We start from the raw sequence: 21649 nt of genomic DNA on the forward strand, positions 1-21649 counted from the left end.
CTAAAAAGACAGTTAATGTCTTACAAGCAAAGAGCAAAGTTAAACCTCTAAAAAATATTGCACAAATCTCTGAGCTGATATAACGACATATACGGGACATAGATAACCCCATACTCCTCTCTAGAAAGTAGACATAGAGAAAGATTGAATACTCTATGAAGAAACACGCACCACCTTGAAGTCACTCCATCAATGGGGAATGTGTGGATAGGTTTTGAATATTATGTGGATAGAAAAAATACTAAAAACTCAAATCTGTCTGCATCAACAGATCTATGAATACGAAAACCTTCGTTTTATGCTGCGATGTTTTCTCTCAAACCTCTATCCCTACTCCCTTTAAACCATACAGGTCTTGGAAGAAGTTCATTTACTGGACATAAGTGACCTGTCTCTGAATAAGGCTTCTCAAGGCTTGAAGCTTCTGCAAGAACTGCTTTATATTCTTCCATTGAAAGAACACTTCGAGAAGATTTAGAAGTCATAGTTCTTGGCTGTTATATACATGATGAGCCAACAATCAGATAATGACGTTCAGAGCGAGCTTTTCCAAAAGAATATGTGGAAGATTAGTTTTTACTCAACGTATAGCAGTTCAGTCATACCAGGGTTCTCAGCCCTCTCAATAGGCTCCTATTCTAACTTTGTTCTAACTTTTGGATATCGAACGAGATCGAATTTAATAAGAGAAAAGAAGGAACATAACCTTTAAAGAGTGTTTTAGGCCGGTGTAGAACTGAATTGACGGGGTAAAGCGTAAATTCAAAGGACCTCATGAAAACATTTAGAACTATTTGTAGATAATTAAGAAGTCTCTATTTTTCTGGTAAATTACAACTTTAATTTTATTAAAATCACAAGACATGAAAGGTTTTGGGAATAGACAAACTAATAGAAAGAAAGGAACTAGTTCGAGTCTTCAAAAAGAAATTAATAAGATTACTAAATCTTCTAATGAGCAGTTAATTACAAAAGCACTAAAATATCATTCTGAAGGCGACTTTGTAAATGCCGAAAGACATTATGAATTATGCATAAAACAAGAGTCTAATGATCCTCGAGTCCTATCTAATTATGGTTTGATATGCAAAGAAGCTGGTAGATTTGAAGAAGCGATAAAACTATGGAAAAAATCAATTGAATTGTATCCAGAAAATCCAACACCATATTATAATCTTTCTAATTTATTAATAGATATTAAAAGATTTAAAGAAGCAGAAGTATTTATTAAAGCAGTTATCAATATTAAACCTGATGACTATAAAATGCATTATAATTTAGGAATAACATTAAGAAATAATAGCAAAGAAAAAGAAGCAATATTATCTTTTCAAAATTCACTTAAACTTAAACCAGGCTTTACAGAAGCTCTTTCAAATCTTTCTGCAACTTATCTGGAAATTGGTAATATAAAAGATGCAAAAGTATCAATTAAAAAAGCTATTGAAGTTGAGCCTAAAGAACCAAAATTATATTTGAATTTGAGTAAAATTTTGCAAGAAAACAGTGAATTAAAAGATGCAGAAAAATATATTAAAATTGCAATCAATCTTAATCCAAAATTTGCAGAAGCTCATTCTAATCTGGCGACAATATTGATAGAGCTAGGTAATTTAAAAGAGGCAGAATTATCAAGTCGTAAGGCAATTGAATTAAATCCTGATTTCGCTCCTGCTTACTCAAATATGGCAACTGTCATGAGAGATATTGGTAACTTAAAGGAGGCAGAATTATCTATTCGAAAAGCTATTGACATAAATTCTAATTACGCAAAAGCTTACTATATTCTTTCACTACTTAAATCGTCTAAAAATGATAAAAAATGGCAACATAATCTTTTCTCTAAAAATATATTAAATAATCAATCAGAAAGAAATAAAATTGATATCTACTTTGCAAGATCAAATATTCATCATATGGAAAGAAATTACAAATTAAGCTCCAATAATCTTATATTAGCTAATAATTTAAAATTAAATATTGAGCCATCTAACTCTAAGATTTTAATAAAAAAATCGAAAGAATTATTCATTGAAAGTGAAAAGATTGAAATAAATCAAAATGATAATTTAAACTCTTGCATAAGTATTTTTATTGTAGGGATGCCAAGAAGTGGATCAACACTTCTTGAATCAATTCTTAGTATGAACAATAATGTTAAAGATTTGGGCGAAATTAACATCCTTGAAGAATCATTTGAAGAGAGTAAAAGAATTGATCAAGGATTAAATTTCTATGAAATATATAGAAATAAAACAAATAAATATAATGCTAAATGTAATATCACAACCAATAAATGGTTATACAACTATCAATATGCTGGGATTATTAGCAAGGGGATAATTAACTCTAAAATAATTCACTGTTTTCGTAATCCTCTAGATAATATACTCTCTATTTACCGTGCACATTTTGCAGGTAATGAATATTCTTCTTCATTGGTTGATTGTGCAAAAGTTTATTTAGATCAAGAGGAAGTAATGACAGAATATAAGAATAGATTTCGTTCGAAAATATATGATTTGAATTATGATTTATTAGTCACCAATCCTCATAAAGAAATTAAATCTTTGATCTCTTGGTTGGGTTGGGAATGGAACGAGTCATATCTATCACCTCATCTCAATCAACGCTCAATTTCCACGGCAAGTAGTGTTCAAGCACGATCACCTATTAATTCAAAATCTATAGGTGGATGGAAAAACTATAAAGAGATGCTCCAACCTGCTATGAAAATCCTATCTAAGGCTGATAACTATCAAGAATTAACTTTTTAACTCACTGGTAAAGCAAGACTGAACGACTCTTCTAACTTACGTCTAACCCTGTTTTTTACCTGTAATCGGTTGGTATGACGGATGCTAAGGAGTTTTTATTCGATGCTTTGATTTTGAGATTTCCTGTCAGTTGCGATCTGTTAGTTATTAGTAATAGAAACCTGATTGAAATAGAATAAAGAAATAGGGGTGAGAATGTTAAGCCATCCACACACCATCCACACACCGCAATATCGCTGAGAAACCATGGCATCAAAGGAAATTAACTATTGGTTAATGAAGAGTGAGCCAGATGCTTACAGTATTAATGATTTACAGACGGACGAGGAAACTCTCTGGGATGGAATTCGAAATTATCAAGCTAGAAATTTTATGAGATCAATGAAAATTGGTGATCAAGCTTTTTTTTATCATTCAAATACTAAGCCTCCTGGAATAGTTGGCCTAATGGAAATTATTGAGACAAACTTAATCGACCCATTTCAGTTTGATGAAAGTTCAAAGTACTTTGACAAAAAATCAAAGAGAGATAGCCCTCGTTGGGATTGTGTGAAGACTAAATATATTTGTGAATTTAAAAATATGCTTACTTTAAAGGAGCTATCCGAAACATATACGTCTGAAGAACTAACTCTAGTTAGGAAAGGCAACAGGCTATCAATCATGCCAATTAAAAAAGATATCGCATTAGAGCTTCTCAAAAAGCTAAAGACACATTAATTAAAAAGAATGAGATCCAAACATATTCCCAATATAAAGACGTGTTATTAATCTGGAACTGATACCGTTTTGAATTAAAAACCCTGCAAGCGCAGCTTGTAAAAGTCTGTATTGATCCCAATTTGGATGTTTATCAATATAAGCCTTCATTGCTTGTTGTATTTGCTTAGGTATTTCTGTTTGAAAACTAATTGTATCCTCGGATTCCAAAATCTCCGAACTTTGGAGCAAGCTTCTCTCTTTCGAAAAATCGATATTTTTCATTTAATTAGGCTTTTGAAGATTTAATCCATCATCAAACTACTCTCAAAATCAAATCCGTAAAAAACACTTTCTCGGGCCGTCTCATTCTCAGATCAAGCGCTCAACTACCTTTAGAAAAAAGCTATAAGCTTCTCTTATCTTTAAGGATAATCTCATTTAAAAAACAAATCCATACTACTAAGCTTGGGCTTTTTCCACATCGAATAGTGGCAGCCTCATTAGTTGGATCAACCCTGTGGAAAAAATGTGAGTTAATTCCACCTAGATTTGGGGAAAAATTTGAAAAACTTTTAGTTAAGTTCTCTCACAAATAGCCTGAATCCCACATTGTTCTCATTGCATTAGAAACATGGTTAGTCACATTTCGAGGCCAATAGACCTCTGCTCCTCGATTTAATAGACCACTGCCACTCAAGATCAATCGAAGGGTCCATCCATATTGATCACCCTTCAAAATTGCCAACCAAGGGCTACATTCTAATTCCAAAGTTATATCCTCATCGCCCATTAATTGTTCTTTCACTGATTTGTATTGATCCGACAAATCTATTACTACCTTAACTAGATTTGACCACTCAGATTTGTTCAACTCTATTGCCCAAGTTTCTCCTCCTATGAGCGCCGTAAAGTTATCTCTTGATGAATCTCTAATTATTCTCCAACCTGGACCTTCTTTCTTAATCACCTAACCAGGTAATAAATCAGGCTGATCTTGTTCATCACTTAGTTCAATTACAGCTCTTTGCACTGGCTTAACTGTTGACTCTTCTAAAAGGCCATCAAAATCATCAAACCTTCTTTGTTTTGCTCTAAAAGCAATACGAACAGTAGTGAGGTAGCGATTAGTGGAATGTCTAATTAGACTCTCACCTCTTTTTGCTAAATCCTTGGAATTAACTCCTGAACCTGACTTGTTCACACTTAAAACTTTAATGTTGTTTTATTCTAGGAGAGAATTGCTCATTTCTATACTTTTCGGCAAATAATAACAGTGGTGTTAGTTTTTCTAGACTAACTTTCCATTGATTATTACTGCACTTATTAAAATTACACTAAGAAAGATGGAAAAAAATACAATAGATGAATTTAAAAACATCCATCGATCTGAGATCAATAAAAATGATTTTGGAACACTAGCCATCGATTTAGGAAGCTCAACAACAGTAGTTGTTTTCCAAAACGAAAATGGTCAACCTCCTCAACTTTTAGATCTACCTCCAATTAGTCGGGCTCCCGGAGAGATACCAAGCTTAATTTTTAAATCATCAGAAAAAGAAGAATCCTATTTAATTGGACAAGAAATTATAGATTTAAATCTAATCAATGAAAAAGAAAATAATTTAAGTCAAGATTTTAAAAGATGGATAGGATCTAAGGAAATTAAATCTATATATGATTCAAAAATCTCCCCAAAAAAAGCAGGGGAGATTTTAATTAACCATATTTGGGGGAAAGTCTGTGAAAAGGTAAACATCAAAAGACTAGTATTAACTGCTCCAGTTGATACATATAGAGAATATAGAACTTGGTTAGTCAATGTATGTAATTCCTTAGAAGTAAAAGAAATTGCATTAGTAGATGAACCTACTGCTGCTGCAATGGGCGCGGGAATTGAACCTGGGTCAACATTACTTGTTTTAGATTTTGGTGGTAGCACAATTGATATGTCTATTGTGGCTTTAGAAGGAGGCGAAGGACAAGCTTCACCGATTGCTCAACTTGTCAGATTTGATGGGAATAATTTAGAGGGAAAAAGCACACAAGTTCTTCGCACAGCAAAGGTGCTAGGAAAATCAGGGCTTCGATTAGGAGGAAAAGATATAGACAGATGGATATGTAATAGTTTACTACCAGAAGAAAAGCCAACCAATGCAATCTTGAGAAAAGTCGAGGAACTCAAATGTGAATTAAGTAATGCAAATATAAAAGAAACATTGGTTATCACTAAACAAGTACCAATTAATCATAATGAATCAAAGTTTTTAAAACTTTCTAAAAAAGGTCTTGAAGAATTACTTATAGAAAAAGGGCTCCTAAAAAGTATTGAAAACCTTTTCAAACAAACAATCAATATCGCAAAACGCAATTCATTTGAATTAAAAGATCTTGATAGTGTTGTCTTAGTCGGAGGAGGATCTCGAATACCTTTAATTAAAAATTTTCTAAGTGATATTTGCAATTCCATCCCTTTTTTAACTCCTCCACCTATTGAAGCTATTGCATTAGGAGCATTAAATCTCACTCCAGGTGTTCAAGTAAAAGATGTCCTCAATAAAGGGGTAAGCTTAAGATGCTGGAATAAAAAAAACGAAAAACACATATGGCATCCTCTTTTTCTAGCAGGTCAAACATGGCCAACAACTAAACCTTTAGAAATAATATTAGCTGCGAGTATAAATAATCAATTAAGCATAGATTTAATAATTGGCGAACCTCAGGAAGAAGGATCAAATGAGATTATTTATATTAATGGAATACCTACTTTAAAAAAAATAGGATCTAAGGATAAAATCAAGAAAATAAATAATACTATTATTTCCATTCCTCTGGATCCTTCTGGCGTGATTGGTGAAGATTCTATTAAGTTATTTTTTAATATTAATGAGAATTGTCAACTTGAAGTTGAAGGTATCGATTTACGAAATAATAATATAATAACAGTTAAAAATCTTGGGGAAATCAGATAATTCTATTATTTTTTAAATATTAAATACTTATAATTTTTTACATAAGAAGATACTCTCTTCTTCATCAACTTCTCTCAATATAAGATAAATATTCTCATTTTCACTTGTTGGAACCACCCCCTTCCAAAAAAATCTGGCTGAATTAGAACTTCACTTTGGACTCTATATATTTATCATATTTATCGAAATAAGCTTAACTCTTATAGCCCTGCACCATAGGTAAGGTCTTCTAAGGCTGCTTTGATAGTTTTCCCGTATACATAAACCTCATCAATCATAACAACCTCTCTATCATCAACAGTGGAGAGTAAATCAGTTATTTGAGCTATGCGAGTACCAACGCTAGTAAGACCATCTATATGAAAAGAAGGATCTAAAAATTCATTCTCAACTGGTTGGTAGCCAGATAATTCCTCAAAATATTTTGCTGATAATTTAAATAAATAAACTCCCCTAGTTAGCATCGCAATAAGCAGTCGAGAAAAAAATTTGGAATATTTTCAAAAACTTGAGAAGCCAATCTTTTCCTGGTTCTATCAAGTTCTCTTTCTGAAAGGATTTCTATATTTTTCAAGCCAAACATAAAGTTTTTAAAATCCTAAAAATTTTATTTTTTCTTAGGAATAGCTAAAAAACTGTTTTAATCTAATAGGGAAAAGCTAACCAAACATCAAAGTATTAGCCTGATTCCCTATTAGGAAGTAATTTAATACAAAAGAAAAACATTATTAGTTACCAATTTCTTTGAATGTCAAGCAGTAACGCCGCTGTTTCAATAAGCAAAGGGCATGTAGCGCCAGTGGTATTGGCGATACTTGATGGTTGGGGGCACTCTGAAGAAACTGATCACAATTCTATTAAACAAGCATCGACTCCTGTAATGGATGCTCTGTGGCATGCCTATCCCCACACTCTTATTGAAGCGAGCGGAGCAGATGTTGGCCTACCAGATAATCAAATGGGAAACTCTGAAGTTGGTCATCTAACTATTGGAGCAGGAAGGATAATTCAACAGGAATTGGTAAGGATATCTAATACAGTTAAAGAAAATAAATTAATTAAAAATACTGCTCTTAATGAATTTTCTAAAACTTTAAAAGAAAGAGGAGGAACTCTTCATATCATGGGGCTTTGCTCCGATGGAGGTGTTCATAGCCATATCAATCATTTGTGTGGATTAATACAATGGGCTGCTGAAAAAGGCTTAACGAATGTCTCACTGCATCTTTTCACTGATGGAAGAGACACTTCAGCAAAAAGTGCTTCAAAGTATATAAAAACAATAGAAAATACAATCAAATCAACTGGTGTAGGAGAGATCGCCTCGATTTGCGGAAGATATTGGGCTATGGATCGAGATAATCGATGGGAAAGGACTTTAAAAGCTTATGAATTACTTACTGAGCCAAGCTTTATGATTAGCGATCTTTCAGCAGAAGAAAGTTTAAATAAAAGCTATGAAAAAGGAATAACTGATGAATTTGTTGAACCCGTTAGGCTTTCCTCCTCCTTCTTAAACGATGGTGATGGAGTAGTTTTTTTTAATTTTCGCCCTGACAGAGCCAGGCAATTGGTAAAGGCACTAAAGTTAAAAGATTTTGATGGCTTTGAGAGAAAAAATAAAAGAGATATTGACGTATTGACCTTTACACAATATGAATCAGGTCTTCCAGTATCAGTTGCTTTTCCACCTGAGCCACTAAATGATTTATTAGGTCAAGTAGTCTCTAATCATGGATTAAATCAATACCGAACAGCTGAAACCGAAAAATATCCACACGTAACATATTTTTTGAATGGGGGTATTGAAAAGCCATTAAAAGGAGAAGTAAGACACCTTGTTCCATCTCCAAGAGTTGCAACCTATGATCTACAGCCTGAAATGTCAGCAGACGAGCTAACTGAAAGTTGCATCAATGCAATTGAAACTGGAATTTACTCATTAGTAGTAATTAATTTTGCGAATCCAGATATGGTTGGACATTCTGGAATAATGAAAGCAGCTATTAAGGCTAATGAAAAAGTTGATAGCTGCGTTGGGAAATTATTAAATTCAATAGGTAAGTTAGGCGGCTCACTACTAATAACGGCTGATCATGGTAATTCCGAAATGATGCTAGGACCAGATGGACAACCATGGACCGCGCATACAACAAACCCAGTGCCAGTTATACTTGTAGAAGGTGAAAAACGTAAATTAAAAGGATATGGCAATGACATAAAACTTAGAGAGTGCGGAGGTGGATTATCTGATTTAGCTCCAACTCTTCTACACCTTTTAAATTTACCAAAACCAGATGCAATGACTGGTTCAACACTTATTGAACCAATCAACCTGCCCAAGAAACCAAATCTTATTCCTCAACCCGCATAATAAATACAAAAATGATCATTCCACTTTTATCCTGGGCATGGGCAATTTCAGGAGTTTTTTTAATCCTATTAGTCCTTCTTCATAGTCCGAAAGGGGATGGGATGGGTGGTCTAGCATCCAGCGGAAGCTCTATGTTCACAAGTGCAAGTAGTGCAGAATCGACATTAAATAGAGCGACTTGGGCATGTCTTATCTTGTTTCTAACCCTTGCCATTATTCTTAGTGCAGGATGGTTAAAATGAATCATCCTGCTTCATTTCAAGTTTTTTATTTAATTGAGGGAAGATAACTAATTAGTTATCAAACTGCATAGGAAAATTAAACTTTATTCCTTAAAACAAAAAATTTTTAATTGCAAAAAGTTTTTGAAAGATTGTTATTAGCTATATTCTGAACTTTGTTATAACCCGTAAAACACCTACTTTTTATGCTTAAGGCATTTGTATATATTCTGAACATTTATATGAATGGACAAAAAAAGACTGGGTGTAAACCCAGTCTTTTTTTGAAATTAAAGTTAAGTTCGATCCTCAAGCTAATTAGTAATCGAAATCACCACCCATTCCACCGCCTGCTGGTGAAGCATCTTTCTTCTCAGGTAAATCAGCAACTATGCACTCGGTAGTAAGAACCATTCCTGCTATTGAAGCAGCATTTTGCAAACCTGATCGAGTTACCTTTGCTGGGTCAACAATTCCAGCAGAAAGCATATCTACATATTCCCCAGTTGCAGCATTGTAGCCATCATTAACTGGCTTGGATTTAACGTTCTCTGCAACAACTGCTCCATTAGCCCCAGCATTCTCAGCTATGCGCATTAGTGGAGAAGTAAGAGCAGCTTCAACGATATTTGCTCCGATTAATTCCTCACCAGAAAGACTTGATGAGGACCAATCGCCAAGAGCAGGAGCTAAATGAGCAAGTGTAGTTCCACCACCAGGAACAATTCCTTCTTCAACTGCTGCTTTAGTGGCGTTAATGGCATCCTCTAATCGAAGTTTCTTATCTTTCATCTCAGTCTCAGTTGCAGCTCCAACCTTCACTACAGCCACACCACCAGATAGCTTGGCTAATCTTTCTTGGAGTTTTTCTTTATCATAAGTTGAGTCGGTTTCTTCCATCTGCTTTTTGATTTGTTCACATCTAGCATTAACAGCTACTTCATTGCCTTCAGCAACAATAGTGGATGTGTCCTTGTTAATTGTGACTCGCCTTGAAGTACCAAGCATATCAAGAGTTGCATTTTCAAGTTTTAATCCTGCATCCTCAGTGATGAGTTGACCGTTGGTTAGGACAGCCATATCTTCAAGCATTGCTTTTCTGCGATCTCCAAAGCCAGGTGCTTTGACAGCTGCAACGTTTAAAACTCCTCTAAGCCTATTGACAACCAAAGTAGCTAGAGCTTCTTTTTCTATATCCTCAGCAATTATTAGAAGAGGCTTACCAGTTTTAGCTACTTGTTCTAAAACAGGAACAAGATCTTGAACTAAACCGATTTTTTTATCGGTAAGTAAAATGTAAGGCTCATCCAATACTGCTTCCATTCTCTCAGTATCGGTTGCGAAATAAGGAGAGATATATCCCTTATCAAAACGCATTCCTTCAGTGACCTCTAACTCAGTGGTCATTGACTTGCCTTCTTCTAAAGAAATCACTCCTTCTTTCCCAACCTTATCCATTGCATCGGCAATCATTTTGCCAACTTCTTCATCATTACCAGCAGCAATCGTTCCACATTGAGCAATTGCATTACTGTCGCTGATGGGTTTGGAATGATCTTTTATTTTTTCAACCAAAAATTCAGTTGCCTTATCAATTCCTTTCTTCAAGGTAATTGCATTTGCTCCTGCTGCGACATTTTTCAAACCAGCTTTAACCATGGCATGGGCAAGAACAGTGGCTGTAGTTGTGCCATCACCTGCCGCATCGTTAGTTTTGGAAGCAGCTTGACGAATCAAAGCAACTCCTGTGTTCTCAATGTGATCTTCGAGTTCTATTTCTTTAGCGATTGTTACACCATCATTGATTATTTGAGGTGCACCAAACTTTTTCTCGAGAACAACATTACGACCTTTCGGCCCTAAAGTGACTGCGACTGATTCAGCCAAAATGTCAATACCTCGCTCGAGTGCACGGCGGGCTTGCTCGTTGTAAATGATGCGCTTAGCCATAAGAGGCGATTTCCTTTAATTTCGAAAAGTTTTTTGGTGTGGAATTCAGCTAGAAAGCTGAGTTTTAATTGACGACAGCAAGAATGTCTTTCTCAGAGAGAAGTACGTACTCATCGCTGCCAAGTTTGATATCAGTACCTGCGTACTTACTGTAGAGAACCTTGTCTCCGACACTAACTTCAGGAGATTGACGAGAACCATCTTCGTTACGTTTCCCAGGGCCAACCTGAGCAACTTCACCGACTTGAGGTTTCTCTTTAGCAGTATCGGGAAGCAATATCCCTCCCGCTGTCTTCTCTTCTGACTCAGAAACTTTTACAAATACACGATCTCCAAGTGGCTTTACAGTGGAGACGCTGAGTGATACAGCTGCCATAAATTAATGGAGGAGCAAAAAAACAAAAAAGCGCTTTGCGCAACTCGATAAGGAGTATTACTCATTACCAACCGTATCAATTTATGTCTACAGGCATGCTCTAGACCACATTTATTCTGTGCGGTTGACCGAACACTAAAAAAAAATGCCTGTGGAGTGGTAGTCTTAGCCGCTGATAGAGAGTATGCACATCAGAGCATGCTCACAAAGTTACTAGTTATCTTATGGCCGCCTCTGCTACTTCTACAGTTGGAACTAAGGGAATTGTTCGTCAAGTAATTGGACCTGTTCTAGACGTCGAATTTCCTGCTGGCAAGCTTCCAAAAATCCTAAATGCGTTAAGAATTGAGGGTAAAAACCCTGCCGGGCAAGATATTGCACTGACAGCTGAAGTTCAACAATTATTAGGTGACCATCGAGTTAGAGCCGTTGCAATGAGCGGAACTGATGGATTAGTTAGAGGGATGGAAGCTGCAGACACAGGGGCTCCAATTTCTGTTCCTGTTGGAGAAGCAACACTTGGAAGAATTTTCAACGTCCTTGGTGAGCCAGTAGATGAGCAGGGTGATCTTAAAAACGTAACCACCTCTCCGATCCACCGATCAGCACCAAGCCTTACAGATTTAGAAACAAAGCCAAAAGTATTTGAGACTGGTATCAAAGTTATCGATTTGCTTGCTCCGTATCGTCAGGGTGGAAAAGTCGGATTGTTTGGTGGAGCGGGAGTAGGGAAAACAGTTCTAATTCAAGAGCTTATTAACAATATTGCAAAAGAGCATGGTGGAGTATCAGTTTTTGGTGGGGTTGGAGAAAGAACTAGAGAAGGTAACGATTTATATGAAGAATTCAAAGAATCCGGTGTGATTAATTCTGAAGATCTAACCAAGTCAAAAGTGGCTTTGTGCTTTGGTCAAATGAATGAACCTCCAGGCGCAAGGATGAGAGTGGGCTTGTCTGCGTTGACCATGGCTGAGCATTTTCGTGATGTAAATAAGCAAGATGTTCTTTTATTTATCGATAACATCTTCAGATTTGTTCAGGCTGGATCAGAAGTATCTGCTTTGCTGGGACGTATGCCATCGGCAGTTGGATATCAGCCAACCTTGGGAACTGACGTGGGAGAGCTTCAAGAAAGGATTACCTCTACCCTTGAAGGATCAATCACTTCAATTCAGGCCGTTTATGTACCTGCTGATGACTTAACAGACCCTGCACCTGCTACTACTTTTGCTCACTTAGATGCAACCACAGTTTTAGCAAGAGCTCTTGCAGCCAAGGGAATTTATCCTGCTGTTGATCCCCTCGACTCAACCAGCACAATGCTACAACCATCTGTTGTAGGCGATGAACATTACCGCACAGCGAGAGCAGTTCAGTCAACACTTCAGAGATATAAGGAATTGCAGGATATCATTGCAATTTTAGGATTGGATGAACTATCAGAAGAAGATAGAAAGACAGTTGATCGTGCCCGCAAAATTGAGAAATTCCTATCTCAGCCATTCTTTGTTGCTGAAATCTTTACAGGTATGTCAGGTAAATACGTCAAATTAGAGGACACAATTAAAGGTTTCAATATGATTCTCTCAGGTGAACTTGACCAGCTCCCTGAGCAAGCTTTCTATCTTGTAGGAAGCATTGATGAAGTAAAAGCTAAAGCAGAAAAAATAGCATCTGAATCAAAAGCTTAAATTAATTTGCTTTTTCAATTATCTCAACTCAATTTTTTTTTTAAAATCCTCAAGAAATGACTCTAACTCTACGAGTTCTTGCTCCTGATCAGAGCGTATTTGATGATACAGCTGATGAAATAATACTTCCAAGCACCACAGGGCTTTTGGGAGTATTACCTGGTCACATTTCAATGGTTACTGCTATTGATTTTGGTGTATTGAGGGTTTTAAAGAATGGTAATTGGGACTCAATTGCACTAACTGGAGGTTTTGCAGAAGTTGAATCTAACGAAGTTACAGTTTTAGTTAATAAAGCCGAAATGGGGAAAAATATTGATTCAGCTAAAGCTGAAGCTGAATTAGAACAAGCTTTAAATCAACTAAACCAAACGAAGGATAAGGCAACTTCTCCTGAAAAAATTAAAGCTCAAGAAACATTGAACAAAGCAAAAGCTTGGTTTCAAGCATCAAAATCAGAATAAAATTTTTAAAAAATATTATTTCCTTGAACAAAAATTTTGTCCAAAGAAATTTTTATGCCGTACCACAAAAAGTTACATCAGGGAATTTAACTTTGGCTTGCTCTAAGGTCTTACCTTTGCCTTCCTCTTGCCAATAATTAATAACCTCTGTCGCTTTGTTTAGTACTTCCACTCTTTCATTATCAGTAATCCAACTTTTTTCTTCCAATTGAGACTTTAATGTTTCCCATGCGTCTTCCCTTGGCCAAAAGAAATAAGCTGTAAGTGGGCTAGGGCCCCCTCCAACAATTTGGTCAACGGCCAAGGCAACATTATCTGGCAACCAAAGAATTTTAAGTAAAAATCTTCCCTCATCTGCCTTTGGTGTATGCCCTGAAGGTACACCATCTGCATCTATTGTCGCAGTTGCTAATGCTGCAGCACCCCCAAGTGCACTTGGCCGACCTGATTTAGTCTCACCCGAATTTACTTTCTCTTGATTTTCAGATTGTGTGCTTGCCTCAGTACTTGTTACATCTTCTTGAACAGTACTAGCCTCTTCAGAAACCATCATCTCTAAGTTTTCTTCTAGCTAACAAAGTACTAACTTAACAGGAACTAGGTCCTATTTGACTTACTAGAGTGGGAATTCAAAAGGTTTTCTACTATTCGATAATGATGAATTATTGAAGGAGCAAAATTTTTGGATAGATTCATTCGATATGAAGAGCTTGAAATTGTTCAGATTTCTTAGTTAATCACTAAAAGAACTTCAATTAATATTCCAAATCACTCAAATTCTTAGCTGCTTTACAACTCAATACTTCTACAGAATCTTGTGTAACTAAAACATCATCCTCGATACGAATTCCGATACCTTTCCATCTTTCATCTATCTCAGGCTGTCCCTTTGGAACTGCTAACCGATCACTGATGTAAATACCAGGTTCAACCGTTAAAACCATCCCAGGTTCAAGATTTAAATGATAATCTCCAAGTCTATATGCACCTACATCATGGACATCAAGACCTAGCCAATGTCCTGTTCTATGCATGTACAAATGCGAGTAAGCTTGTTGTTCAATAATCGAATCCACATTGCCTACGAGTAAGCCAATTTCAACTAAACCCTCAACAAGATGTTTTAAGGCAGTCATATGTACATTCTCAGCATTATCAGCGGGTCGAACACACTCAATTGCAGCTTTTTGCGCAAACAGAACAATTTCATATAAAGCTTTTTGTTCTTCAGAAAACCTTCCATTTACTGGAAAGGTTCTTGTTATGTCGCCATTGTAATAGTCATTTAAAGAGCAACCTGCATCTATCAAAACAAGATCTCCATTCCTTATAGGTGAATTGTTTTCCGTGTAATGGAGCACGCATGCATTATCTCCTGACGCAACTATTGAGCCATAAGCAGGTCCTCGAGCCCCCTTCTCAAGAAAGTATTTTTCTATCTGAGCTTGTAAATCTCTCTCATTCATCCCTGGGCGAGCAAATTCTCTAACTAATTCATGAGCCTCTGCAGAAATTTTTGAGGCAACACGCATCCTTTCTATTTCGAAATCGTCCTTACGAAGTCTCATATTGTGAAGTATTGGACAAGGAGCAATCATGGATAATGGGCGTAAGCCACTTCTTGGAAGTTTTTGTAAATGCTCAGACCAAGTTTTCAAAACCAAAGGCTCCAAATGTGGATGTTTCCCAACTCGAAAAGCAATTCCCTTTGCCCCCTCTAAATAATTAGCTAAAAGACTTGGCAATTCATTCAAAGAGTGAGCTATATCAACATCAAAATTTTCTAAAACTCCTTTTGTTCCCCATCTAAAGCCTGTCCAAACTTCTGCAGCAGACTCTTTAGGTAAGACAAATAGTACATATTGTTCTCCCCTGGGTTTATGAGGCAAAAACAAAGCCACTGCATTTGGCTCATCAAAACCAGTTAAGTACCAAAAGTCGCTATTTTGCCTAAAAGGATACTCGCAATCAGCATGATGAGTAACTAATTCTGCAGCGGGAATAATTGCCGCATAAGAATCTAAATGTGACAAAAATAAGTCCCTACGGCGACGAAAAACACTAGAATCAGCCACAAAAATACTCCTATTTACACTTAAGGATGGCAAGAGATCTAACTTAGTGGAAAAATAAAAACAAAAGATCCTTACTCTTAAAAAAATCTTTAGGGAATGAGCCAAGACATTCTGCTTTTAGCTGCTCTTGTTGCGGTTATTTTAATGGGTTCTGCAATGTGCTCAGGGATAGAAGCAGCTCTGTTAGCAGTCAATCCATTACGCGTACATGAGCTCGCAAGAAGAAAACCCAAAGTATTAGGAGCCAGAAGATTAGAAAAATTACGCCACAGAATTGGAAGGACTTTAACTGTAGTAACAATTGCAAATAACAGTTTCAATATTTTTGGAAGTTTGATGGTGGGTAGCTACGCAACTTACATATTTCAAGATCAAATCGGAAATGTAAAGCCAATATTTTTTATTGGCCTAACCATTCTTGTTTTACTTCTTGGAGAAATTGTTCCCAAAGCTCTTGGCACAAGGCTTGCATTGCAAATCAGCCTAACTAGTGCTCCTGTTCTTGATTTCTTGAGTATCGTCATGAGACCGTTGCTTATAGTTCTTGAACGTCTACTACCAATTATCACTGCGAAGAGCGAGCTAACAACAGATGAAGAGGAGATAAGACAGATGGCTAGGCTTGGATCTCAAATTGGTCAAATAGAAGACGACGAAGCTGCCATGATATCCAAAGTATTTCAGCTTAATGATCTTACTGCTAAAGATCTAATGACTCCGCGGGTTGCGGCTCCAACACTTCCTGGAAGAGTCTCTTTGCAATCTGTTAAGTCAAACCTGTTAGAAAATAATGCAACATGGTGGGTAGTATTAGGTGAAGAAGTGGACAAGGTCGTTGGAGTTGCTAACCGTGAAAAACTATTAGCCTCTTTACTTGAAGGAGACTCTCATTTAACTCCTTATGACCTAAGCGAGAATGTAGAGTTTGTACCCGAAATGATTCGAGTAGATAGATTACTTCTTGGATTTAATGACGATAAAAAAGGAGTCAGAGTCGTGGTAGATGAGTTTGGAGGATTTGTTGGATTAGTTGGAGCCGAAGCGGTCTTAGCAGTACTAGCTGGTTGGTGGGGGAAATCGAAAACATGATTAATAAAAGAGACATATCTGCAAAATGCACCTTTTTACTTAATCAATGGGAGGAAAATTTAAATCTTACTAATTATGAAAGAACTAAATTTGAAAACGTTTTAAATCAACTATATTTTCAAATAAAAAAATTAAAAAAGAAAGAGCTACAGATATCAGTATTTGGCCGTGTTGGGGTCGGAAAATCAAGCTTATTAAATGCATTAATTGAAAAGCAAATATTTCCAACCGATTTGCTAAATGGGAATACAAAGACTACTAAATCTTATACTTGGGACAAAAGATTTAAAAGCTTAAACAAGGTTCAGCTAATAGACTCTCCTGGTATAGATGAAATAAATAATACTGATAAAGAAAAAATAAATTTTAATTATGCATTAGATACAGATTTAATTCTTTTTGTAATTGATAGTGACATAACACGAATCGACTTGAATTCCATTGAAGAGCTATTAAGGCATAACAAGCCCATACTAATAGTCTTAAATCGTTGTGATCAATGGAACACAAGAGAGACGAAACTAATACTCTCCAGTATTCATAGAAAATTATCATTTTGTAAACAAAAAATTAAAATTGCTCTAGTATCTTCATCTCCGAGGGAAGCAAAAATAAAACCAAATGGCACTATTAGAAGTGAACAAAAAGCTCCTAAAGTTGATATTCTTAAGAACGAACTTAAAGATATTATCGATCAAAGTGGTGAGTTACTTCTTTGCATCAATAGCCTAAGAATTGCAGAACAGTTCTACAAATTACTTAAGGAGAGTCGACTACTAAAAAAGAAAAAAGAAGCACAAAGCTTAATCGGCAAATATGCAACTTTAAAGGCTTCAGGAGTAGCAATTAATCCCTTTTTAATGATTGACCTTTTTACTGGTCTTGCTTTTGATAGTGCTCTTGTTGTCCAATTAAGTAAATTATATGGTTTAGAAGTTGGTGGTCCCTCCGCCAGGCAATTAGTAAAAAAGCTTAGTTTTCAAAATTCATTACTTGGAGGTGCACACATAGGAATACAAATTACTTTAAATATTTTCAAGCAAATACTGATTCTTGCTGCACCTCTTACCGGAGGATTAAGTCTTGCACCTACTGCTCCGATAGCCATTGCTCAAGCAGCTCTTGCGATTCATGCAACCAAGCTCATAGGTCGTCTCGCAGCTTATAAATTCCTCAATGATACAAATAAAAAAGATGGACGACCTCGATTAATGTTGAACTATCTTCTAACACAAAATTCAGACTTAAGAATAATGCTCGGTGACTTTAAATTCCTTACATCAAATACGACAAGAAATAAAAATTATTTATTACCATGAAAGCCAAAATAAACTCAATAGCCTTATTTGGTACCAGCGCTGATCCGCCCACTTTGGGTCACGAGGCCTTGTTGAGTGAATTAACAAAAATCTTCCCAAAAGTTATAACTTGGGCAAGTGATAACCCTGATAAAAGACATCAAATTCCACTACTAAAAAGAACTCAGCTTTTAAGAATTCTGGTAAAAAAAATCTCACATCCTAAATTAGAGCTAGTTCAAGAATTGAGTAGTCCTAGGACAATTCATACTCTAAAAAAAGCTTTCCAACTATGGCCTGAGGCGAGTTTTAGCTTTGTTATTGGTAGTGATTTAGCTGTTCAAGTTCCAAAGTGGCTTAATGCTAAATCTATTCTCAATAAAGCGACAATAGCTATCGCGATGAGAGATGGATGGCCAATTGGTGATCAACAATTAGAGGAGATTAAAAACCTTGGTGGTAAAATTGATTTATTGCCTTTTCATATACCTGAATCATCAAGTTCGAAATTCAGAGAGAGACCTCAAGAACTTCTAGTCCCTCAAGAGCTTGTCCCATTACTACTTGAAGAGAATCTATACGGTCTAGCAGATAACAGAAAATGAAATTAGCATTAGCCCAACTCAATCCAGTTATTGGAGATCTCGATGGTAATGCCGAGAAAATATTTAATGTGTGTAAAGAGATCAAAAACAAGAATGTCGATCTAGTCATAACACCTGAGCTTTCTTTGATCGGCTACCCTCCAAAAGACTTATTATTTAATCCAAAACTTATCGAAGAACAAAGAGTTCTCCTAAACAAATTAAGCAAAAGATTAAGTAATCTTAGTCAAAAATTATCTGTACTAATTGGTATCGCAGAAGCAACTCCAGATAGAGAGATTCCTAAACTGTATAATTCAGTTGTTATTTTAGAGAAAGGTAGTTGGAGCATCGTTGCGAGGAAGCAACTCCTGCCCACTTATGATGTTTTTGATGAAAAACGATATTTTCGTGCAGCAGAGAATAGTAGTGTTTTAAACTTTAATTACCAACAAAAACTTTGGAAGATCGGAATAACTATTTGTGAAGATATATGGGTTGAGCAAAACCTACAAAATGAAAAAATACTAGGGAAAGACCCTATAAAATCCTTAGAAAAAGAAAAATTAGATTTGCTTATCAATCTCTCTGCTTCTCCATTTATTGAATCGAAAAGTTTATTACGCCAACGAATAGCAGCCAAAGCAGCTATTCGTCTTTCATGCCCAGTGGTCTATGTCAATCAAGTAGGAGGGAATGATGAATTAATCTTTGACGGTTCTAGTTTTGCAATTAATAAAAAAGGAAAGTTACTACATGAACTTCCTGCCTTTCAAGAGTCAGTTAGTATTTGTGACATATCCTCCCTTAAGCAACAACTATCGATATCAAGTAAACATCCAACATCAAAAGAAGTTCTTTTCAGAGCTTTAGTTCTTGGAGTTAAAGATTATGCAAGAAAATGTAATTTCAATAGTGTCATTATTGGATTAAGTGGGGGTATCGACTCAGCGCTAGTAGCAACTATTGCAGTAGCAGCTTTAGGCATCTCGAAAGTTCATGCGATTTTAATGCCATCTCCATGGAGCTCAGCAGGGTCTGTAAATGATGCAACTACATTAGCTAATAGACTTGGAATACATCATCAAAAGATTCCTATCTCAGATGTAATGAATAGTTTTAACGATGTTTTATCCAATTCAGAATGGGGCACACCAACCGGCATCACAGCTGAAAATCTACAATCTCGTATTAGAGGAACAATTTTGATGGCTCTTGCGAATCAGCAAAAGCATTTGCTTCTATCTACAGGAAATAAATCAGAACTGGCCGTAGGATACTGCACTCTTTACGGAGACATGAGCGGAGGATTGTCTGTAATTGGAGACCTTTATAAAACAAGTGTATTTGATCTATGTAATTGGATAGATAGTGAATCGTCATCTAGTTGCAGGAATGATTTCTTTCTTCCTGAAACGGGAGAAATAATAGGCTCTGAAATAAGAGACAAGCCTCCCAGTGCTGAATTACGACCAGAACAATTAGATAGCGACTCTTTGCCGGATTACTTCATTCTTGATCCAATACTAAAAGGATTGATTGAACAGCACTTACCAACTGAAGTTTTAATAGAGAAAGGATTTGATCCAACAATTGTTAATAATGTAGCTAATTTATTAAAGAACGCCGAATTCAAACGTTATCAAGCACCTCCTTTATTGAAAATTAGTAATCAAGCTTTTGGAAGTGGGTGGAAAAAGCCAATAGCTTCAAAATAAATTTTTAAATTTACTTCTATTCCTCATTCAATTCCTTTAAGCAATCAATTGGTCTTCGCAAAGATTTAATATTAATCCCGTGACGTAAAGCTGTTATTAACCCAGCCGCCTCTAAATAATTTTCAGCAAGCAAAATATTATTTTTTTCGCTACTTAAACAATCTAGTCTCATCTTTGTAGAGCTAACATTTAATACTCCTTGATTAGAAACTACTATTAAAGGAATAAATTTTTCGATACAAGATAAAACTGCTTCGCCTCCTAATGCGCCCTGTGGCACAACAATGGCTCCTAAATCCGTATTCTTTAATAAAGTTTTTACCTGTAAAAAAGCATTTTCTTTGGTTTTCATGGCTGACTTATAGATGAGATCGGGTGCACGACTAAGACCAACTAAAACACTTTGTAAAAATGTATATCCGATCTCCTCTCCCGAGGTTCGAGGATCTAGATCATAATCAATTGGTAACGGCGTTAACCCCGGTGCATGTGCACATGGAATTAATAAATGTTTTACAAGAAAGTGACTTATTACAGCTTCAACGCCCGCAATAGTATCTACACCATTACCTTGTCGATAAAGTTTAGTTTCTAATTCCTCACTCTCATCAGGAAAGCGAGTCACTACAGCAATTGCTGTTGCACCAGCTTTCTTAAGTTTTTCAGCAGCTCTCAAAAGGACATCTGGTTCTTCGATATTCCCCCAACTTGAGCCACTTAAACCTTTTTTCAAATTAATTTGTATCTCTCTTTCAGTGGTAACCACTGGGCCAATATCTAACCCCAAACTTGCGACACAGCCATCAGCAACTTGTAAATGTCTTTTTTTCAAATCAGACTCTAAGCCGGCATCTAATAGCAAACCTACTTTTTGTTGTCTTACTGGTTTAAGAAACACATCTCCAGCGGCAAAAAGATTTAAACTATATCCTTCTACATATTGGATACAAGTATCTGGCCAATATAAAGATCCACCATTCATAACATTGGGATGAGTTATTAAACATTCACTAGCAGAAGCCAATAATCTTGCGGCAGGAATTGCATCCCCTGCATATCCACCGAGATTGCATCCTATCCCAGTAGGAATAATCAATAATGTTGGAAAAGGATCTGTGTTACTCATGAAGAAATCAATTCAGTATTAATACCTTTCCCCTTATCTTGACTAATAATCAAAACAACTTCGACCGATAATATCTGGATATTTTTTTTTTCAGAATGAGGAGTCACTTCAGTAATAGCCCACCTAAGTGGTTCACCATATTCCTTTAGGGTAGATAAAATATAATTTTTCAAGTTAAATACGCTAAGGTCTGAAGGCCAATCAAGGTCTAATTCTATAAATTCAAGATTCACTT

Annotated in this window: 22 protein-coding genes; 11 read left to right on the forward strand and 11 right to left on the reverse strand. The window is 36.0% G+C overall.

The window, feature by feature from the left end:
- Nucleotides 1-296: 296 nt before the first annotated feature.
- Nucleotides 297-485 (reverse strand): hypothetical protein, encoded by a 189-nt coding sequence (locus SIB53_RS01625; protein ID WP_413678491.1) that lies wholly within the window; start codon nucleotides 483-485, stop codon nucleotides 297-299.
- Nucleotides 486-863: 378 nt separating this feature from the next.
- Between SIB53_RS01625 and SIB53_RS01630 the strand changes: the two genes are divergently transcribed.
- The gene (locus SIB53_RS01630) at nucleotides 864-2777 is read left to right on the forward strand and encodes a tetratricopeptide repeat protein (RefSeq protein WP_413678492.1); all 1914 of its coding nucleotides are present in this window, start codon (nucleotides 864-866) and stop codon (nucleotides 2775-2777) included.
- Between the two features lie 246 nt (nucleotides 2778-3023).
- Nucleotides 3024-3497 (forward strand): EVE domain-containing protein, encoded by a 474-nt coding sequence (locus SIB53_RS01635; protein WP_413678493.1) that lies wholly within the window; start codon nucleotides 3024-3026, stop codon nucleotides 3495-3497.
- Here the strand turns inward: SIB53_RS01635 and SIB53_RS01640 are convergent, their stop codons facing one another.
- The 3 genes from SIB53_RS01640 to SIB53_RS01650 form a co-directional block, all read right to left on the reverse strand.
- Complete coding sequence (locus SIB53_RS01640) at nucleotides 3498-3761, reverse strand: DUF2811 domain-containing protein (protein ID WP_413678494.1); 264 nt, start codon at nucleotides 3759-3761, stop codon at nucleotides 3498-3500.
- Nucleotides 3762-4065: 304 nt separating this feature from the next.
- The gene (locus SIB53_RS01645; RefSeq protein WP_413678495.1) at nucleotides 4066-4446 is read right to left on the reverse strand and encodes a DUF1818 family protein; all 381 of its coding nucleotides are present in this window, start codon (nucleotides 4444-4446) and stop codon (nucleotides 4066-4068) included.
- A complete protein-coding gene (locus SIB53_RS01650; RefSeq protein ID WP_413678496.1) occupies nucleotides 4447-4680 on the reverse strand; it encodes a DNA-directed RNA polymerase subunit omega in 234 nt (77 codons plus the stop codon). It lies immediately after the preceding gene.
- A gap of 142 nt (nucleotides 4681-4822) precedes the next feature.
- Between SIB53_RS01650 and SIB53_RS01655 the strand changes: the two genes are divergently transcribed.
- On the forward strand, nucleotides 4823-6448 hold the full coding sequence (locus SIB53_RS01655; RefSeq protein WP_413678497.1) for an Hsp70 family protein: 1626 nt from the start codon (nucleotides 4823-4825) through the stop codon (nucleotides 6446-6448).
- Between the two features lie 200 nt (nucleotides 6449-6648).
- On the opposite strand, the gene SIB53_RS01660 is transcribed toward SIB53_RS01655, so the two are convergent.
- On the reverse strand, nucleotides 6649-6912 hold the full coding sequence (locus SIB53_RS01660) for a hypothetical protein (RefSeq protein ID WP_413678498.1): 264 nt from the start codon (nucleotides 6910-6912) through the stop codon (nucleotides 6649-6651).
- 284 nt (nucleotides 6913-7196) lie between these two features.
- On the opposite strand from SIB53_RS01660, the gene gpmI reads away from it, so the two are divergent.
- Nucleotides 7197-8822, forward strand: a complete 1626-nt coding sequence (gene gpmI, locus SIB53_RS01665; protein ID WP_413678499.1) for a 2,3-bisphosphoglycerate-independent phosphoglycerate mutase — start codon at nucleotides 7197-7199, stop codon at nucleotides 8820-8822.
- 11 nt (nucleotides 8823-8833) lie between these two features.
- Complete coding sequence (gene secG / locus SIB53_RS01670; protein WP_269606815.1) at nucleotides 8834-9064, forward strand: preprotein translocase subunit SecG; 231 nt, start codon at nucleotides 8834-8836, stop codon at nucleotides 9062-9064.
- Between the two features lie 297 nt (nucleotides 9065-9361).
- Here secG and groL read toward each other — a convergent pair whose 3' ends face one another.
- Together groL and groES are read right to left on the reverse strand one after the other, a co-directional pair.
- The gene (gene groL, locus SIB53_RS01675; RefSeq protein ID WP_413678500.1) at nucleotides 9362-10993 is read right to left on the reverse strand and encodes a chaperonin GroEL; all 1632 of its coding nucleotides are present in this window, start codon (nucleotides 10991-10993) and stop codon (nucleotides 9362-9364) included.
- 64 nt (nucleotides 10994-11057) lie between these two features.
- Nucleotides 11058-11369, reverse strand: a complete 312-nt coding sequence (gene groES / locus SIB53_RS01680) for a co-chaperone GroES (protein ID WP_011295315.1) — start codon at nucleotides 11367-11369, stop codon at nucleotides 11058-11060.
- A gap of 224 nt (nucleotides 11370-11593) precedes the next feature.
- Between groES and atpD the strand changes: the two genes are divergently transcribed.
- Together atpD and atpC are read left to right on the forward strand one after the other, a co-directional pair.
- The gene (gene atpD, locus SIB53_RS01685; RefSeq protein ID WP_413678501.1) at nucleotides 11594-13060 is read left to right on the forward strand and encodes a F0F1 ATP synthase subunit beta; all 1467 of its coding nucleotides are present in this window, start codon (nucleotides 11594-11596) and stop codon (nucleotides 13058-13060) included.
- Between the two features lie 56 nt (nucleotides 13061-13116).
- Nucleotides 13117-13524 carry an ATP synthase F1 subunit epsilon gene (atpC, locus tag SIB53_RS01690; protein ID WP_413678502.1) on the forward strand — a complete coding sequence of 136 codons (408 nt, stop codon included), beginning with the start codon at nucleotides 13117-13119 and terminating at the stop codon, nucleotides 13522-13524.
- Nucleotides 13525-13576: 52 nt separating this feature from the next.
- On the opposite strand, the gene SIB53_RS01695 is transcribed toward atpC, so the two are convergent.
- On the reverse strand, nucleotides 13577-14077 hold the full coding sequence (locus SIB53_RS01695) for a 30S ribosomal protein PSRP-3 (protein WP_413391672.1): 501 nt from the start codon (nucleotides 14075-14077) through the stop codon (nucleotides 13577-13579).
- 202 nt (nucleotides 14078-14279) lie between these two features.
- Nucleotides 14280-15599, reverse strand: a complete 1320-nt coding sequence (locus tag SIB53_RS01700) for an aminopeptidase P N-terminal domain-containing protein (RefSeq protein WP_413678503.1) — start codon at nucleotides 15597-15599, stop codon at nucleotides 14280-14282.
- A gap of 96 nt (nucleotides 15600-15695) precedes the next feature.
- Here SIB53_RS01700 and SIB53_RS01705 point away from each other — a divergent pair, with 96 nt between their 5' ends.
- From SIB53_RS01705 to SIB53_RS01720, 4 genes are read left to right on the forward strand one after another with little or no spacing between them, the layout of a single operon-like run.
- The gene (locus SIB53_RS01705) at nucleotides 15696-16688 is read left to right on the forward strand and encodes a CNNM domain-containing protein (RefSeq protein WP_413678504.1); all 993 of its coding nucleotides are present in this window, start codon (nucleotides 15696-15698) and stop codon (nucleotides 16686-16688) included.
- Complete coding sequence (locus SIB53_RS01710) at nucleotides 16685-18007, forward strand: GTP-binding protein (protein WP_413678505.1); 1323 nt, start codon at nucleotides 16685-16687, stop codon at nucleotides 18005-18007. The genes SIB53_RS01705 and SIB53_RS01710 overlap by 4 nt, the downstream gene beginning before the upstream one ends.
- Nucleotides 18004-18591, forward strand: a complete 588-nt coding sequence (locus tag SIB53_RS01715) for a nicotinate-nucleotide adenylyltransferase (protein ID WP_413678506.1) — start codon at nucleotides 18004-18006, stop codon at nucleotides 18589-18591. The genes SIB53_RS01710 and SIB53_RS01715 overlap by 4 nt, the downstream gene beginning before the upstream one ends.
- Complete coding sequence (locus SIB53_RS01720; RefSeq protein WP_413678507.1) at nucleotides 18588-20288, forward strand: NAD+ synthase; 1701 nt, start codon at nucleotides 18588-18590, stop codon at nucleotides 20286-20288. Before SIB53_RS01715 ends, SIB53_RS01720 begins: the two co-directional genes overlap by 4 nt.
- A 16-nt stretch (nucleotides 20289-20304) precedes the next feature.
- On the opposite strand, the gene SIB53_RS01725 is transcribed toward SIB53_RS01720, so the two are convergent.
- Both SIB53_RS01725 and SIB53_RS01730 read right to left on the reverse strand, forming a co-directional pair.
- Nucleotides 20305-21414, reverse strand: coding sequence for a DUF3326 domain-containing protein (locus SIB53_RS01725; RefSeq protein WP_413678508.1), 1110 nt, complete (start codon nucleotides 21412-21414; stop codon nucleotides 20305-20307).
- Nucleotides 21411-21647: a hypothetical protein gene (locus SIB53_RS01730; protein ID WP_413678509.1), complete on the reverse strand. Its 237-nt coding sequence runs from the start codon at nucleotides 21645-21647 to the stop codon at nucleotides 21411-21413. Before SIB53_RS01730 ends, SIB53_RS01725 begins: the two co-directional genes overlap by 4 nt.
- Nucleotides 21648-21649 lie beyond the last annotated feature (2 nt).

This window comes from Prochlorococcus sp. MIT 0916, assembly GCF_047305155.1.
Classification (GTDB): domain Bacteria; phylum Cyanobacteriota; class Cyanobacteriia; order PCC-6307; family Cyanobiaceae; genus Prochlorococcus_B.

Excerpts from the sequence above, each read along its gene's own strand:
- SIB53_RS01705 (WP_413678504.1), top strand. The coding sequence starts at position 15,696 with ATGAGCCAAGACATTCTGCTTTTAGCTGCTCTTGTTGCGGTTATTTTA.
- SIB53_RS01660 (WP_413678498.1), bottom strand. The coding sequence starts at position 6,912 with ATGCTAACTAGGGGAGTTTATTTATTTAAATTATCAGCAAAATATTTT.
- SIB53_RS01635 (WP_413678493.1), top strand. The coding sequence starts at position 3,024 with ATGGCATCAAAGGAAATTAACTATTGGTTAATGAAGAGTGAGCCAGAT.
- SIB53_RS01710 (WP_413678505.1), top strand. The coding sequence starts at position 16,685 with ATGATTAATAAAAGAGACATATCTGCAAAATGCACCTTTTTACTTAAT.
- SIB53_RS01695 (WP_413391672.1), bottom strand. The coding sequence starts at position 14,077 with ATGATGGTTTCTGAAGAGGCTAGTACTGTTCAAGAAGATGTAACAAGT.
- atpC (WP_413678502.1), top strand. The coding sequence starts at position 13,117 with ATGACTCTAACTCTACGAGTTCTTGCTCCTGATCAGAGCGTATTTGAT.
- gpmI (WP_413678499.1), top strand. The coding sequence starts at position 7,197 with ATGTCAAGCAGTAACGCCGCTGTTTCAATAAGCAAAGGGCATGTAGCG.
- groL (WP_413678500.1), bottom strand. The coding sequence starts at position 10,993 with ATGGCTAAGCGCATCATTTACAACGAGCAAGCCCGCCGTGCACTCGAG.
- secG (WP_269606815.1), top strand. The coding sequence starts at position 8,834 with ATGATCATTCCACTTTTATCCTGGGCATGGGCAATTTCAGGAGTTTTT.
- SIB53_RS01715 (WP_413678506.1), top strand. The coding sequence starts at position 18,004 with ATGAAAGCCAAAATAAACTCAATAGCCTTATTTGGTACCAGCGCTGAT.
- groES (WP_011295315.1), bottom strand. The coding sequence starts at position 11,369 with ATGGCAGCTGTATCACTCAGCGTCTCCACTGTAAAGCCACTTGGAGAT.
- SIB53_RS01640 (WP_413678494.1), bottom strand. The coding sequence starts at position 3,761 with ATGAAAAATATCGATTTTTCGAAAGAGAGAAGCTTGCTCCAAAGTTCG.
- SIB53_RS01625 (WP_413678491.1), bottom strand. The coding sequence starts at position 485 with ATGACTTCTAAATCTTCTCGAAGTGTTCTTTCAATGGAAGAATATAAA.
- SIB53_RS01720 (WP_413678507.1), top strand. The coding sequence starts at position 18,588 with ATGAAATTAGCATTAGCCCAACTCAATCCAGTTATTGGAGATCTCGAT.
- SIB53_RS01655 (WP_413678497.1), top strand. The coding sequence starts at position 4,823 with ATGGAAAAAAATACAATAGATGAATTTAAAAACATCCATCGATCTGAG.
- atpD (WP_413678501.1), top strand. The coding sequence starts at position 11,594 with ATGGCCGCCTCTGCTACTTCTACAGTTGGAACTAAGGGAATTGTTCGT.
- SIB53_RS01725 (WP_413678508.1), bottom strand. The coding sequence starts at position 21,414 with ATGAGTAACACAGATCCTTTTCCAACATTATTGATTATTCCTACTGGG.
- SIB53_RS01630 (WP_413678492.1), top strand. The coding sequence starts at position 864 with ATGAAAGGTTTTGGGAATAGACAAACTAATAGAAAGAAAGGAACTAGT.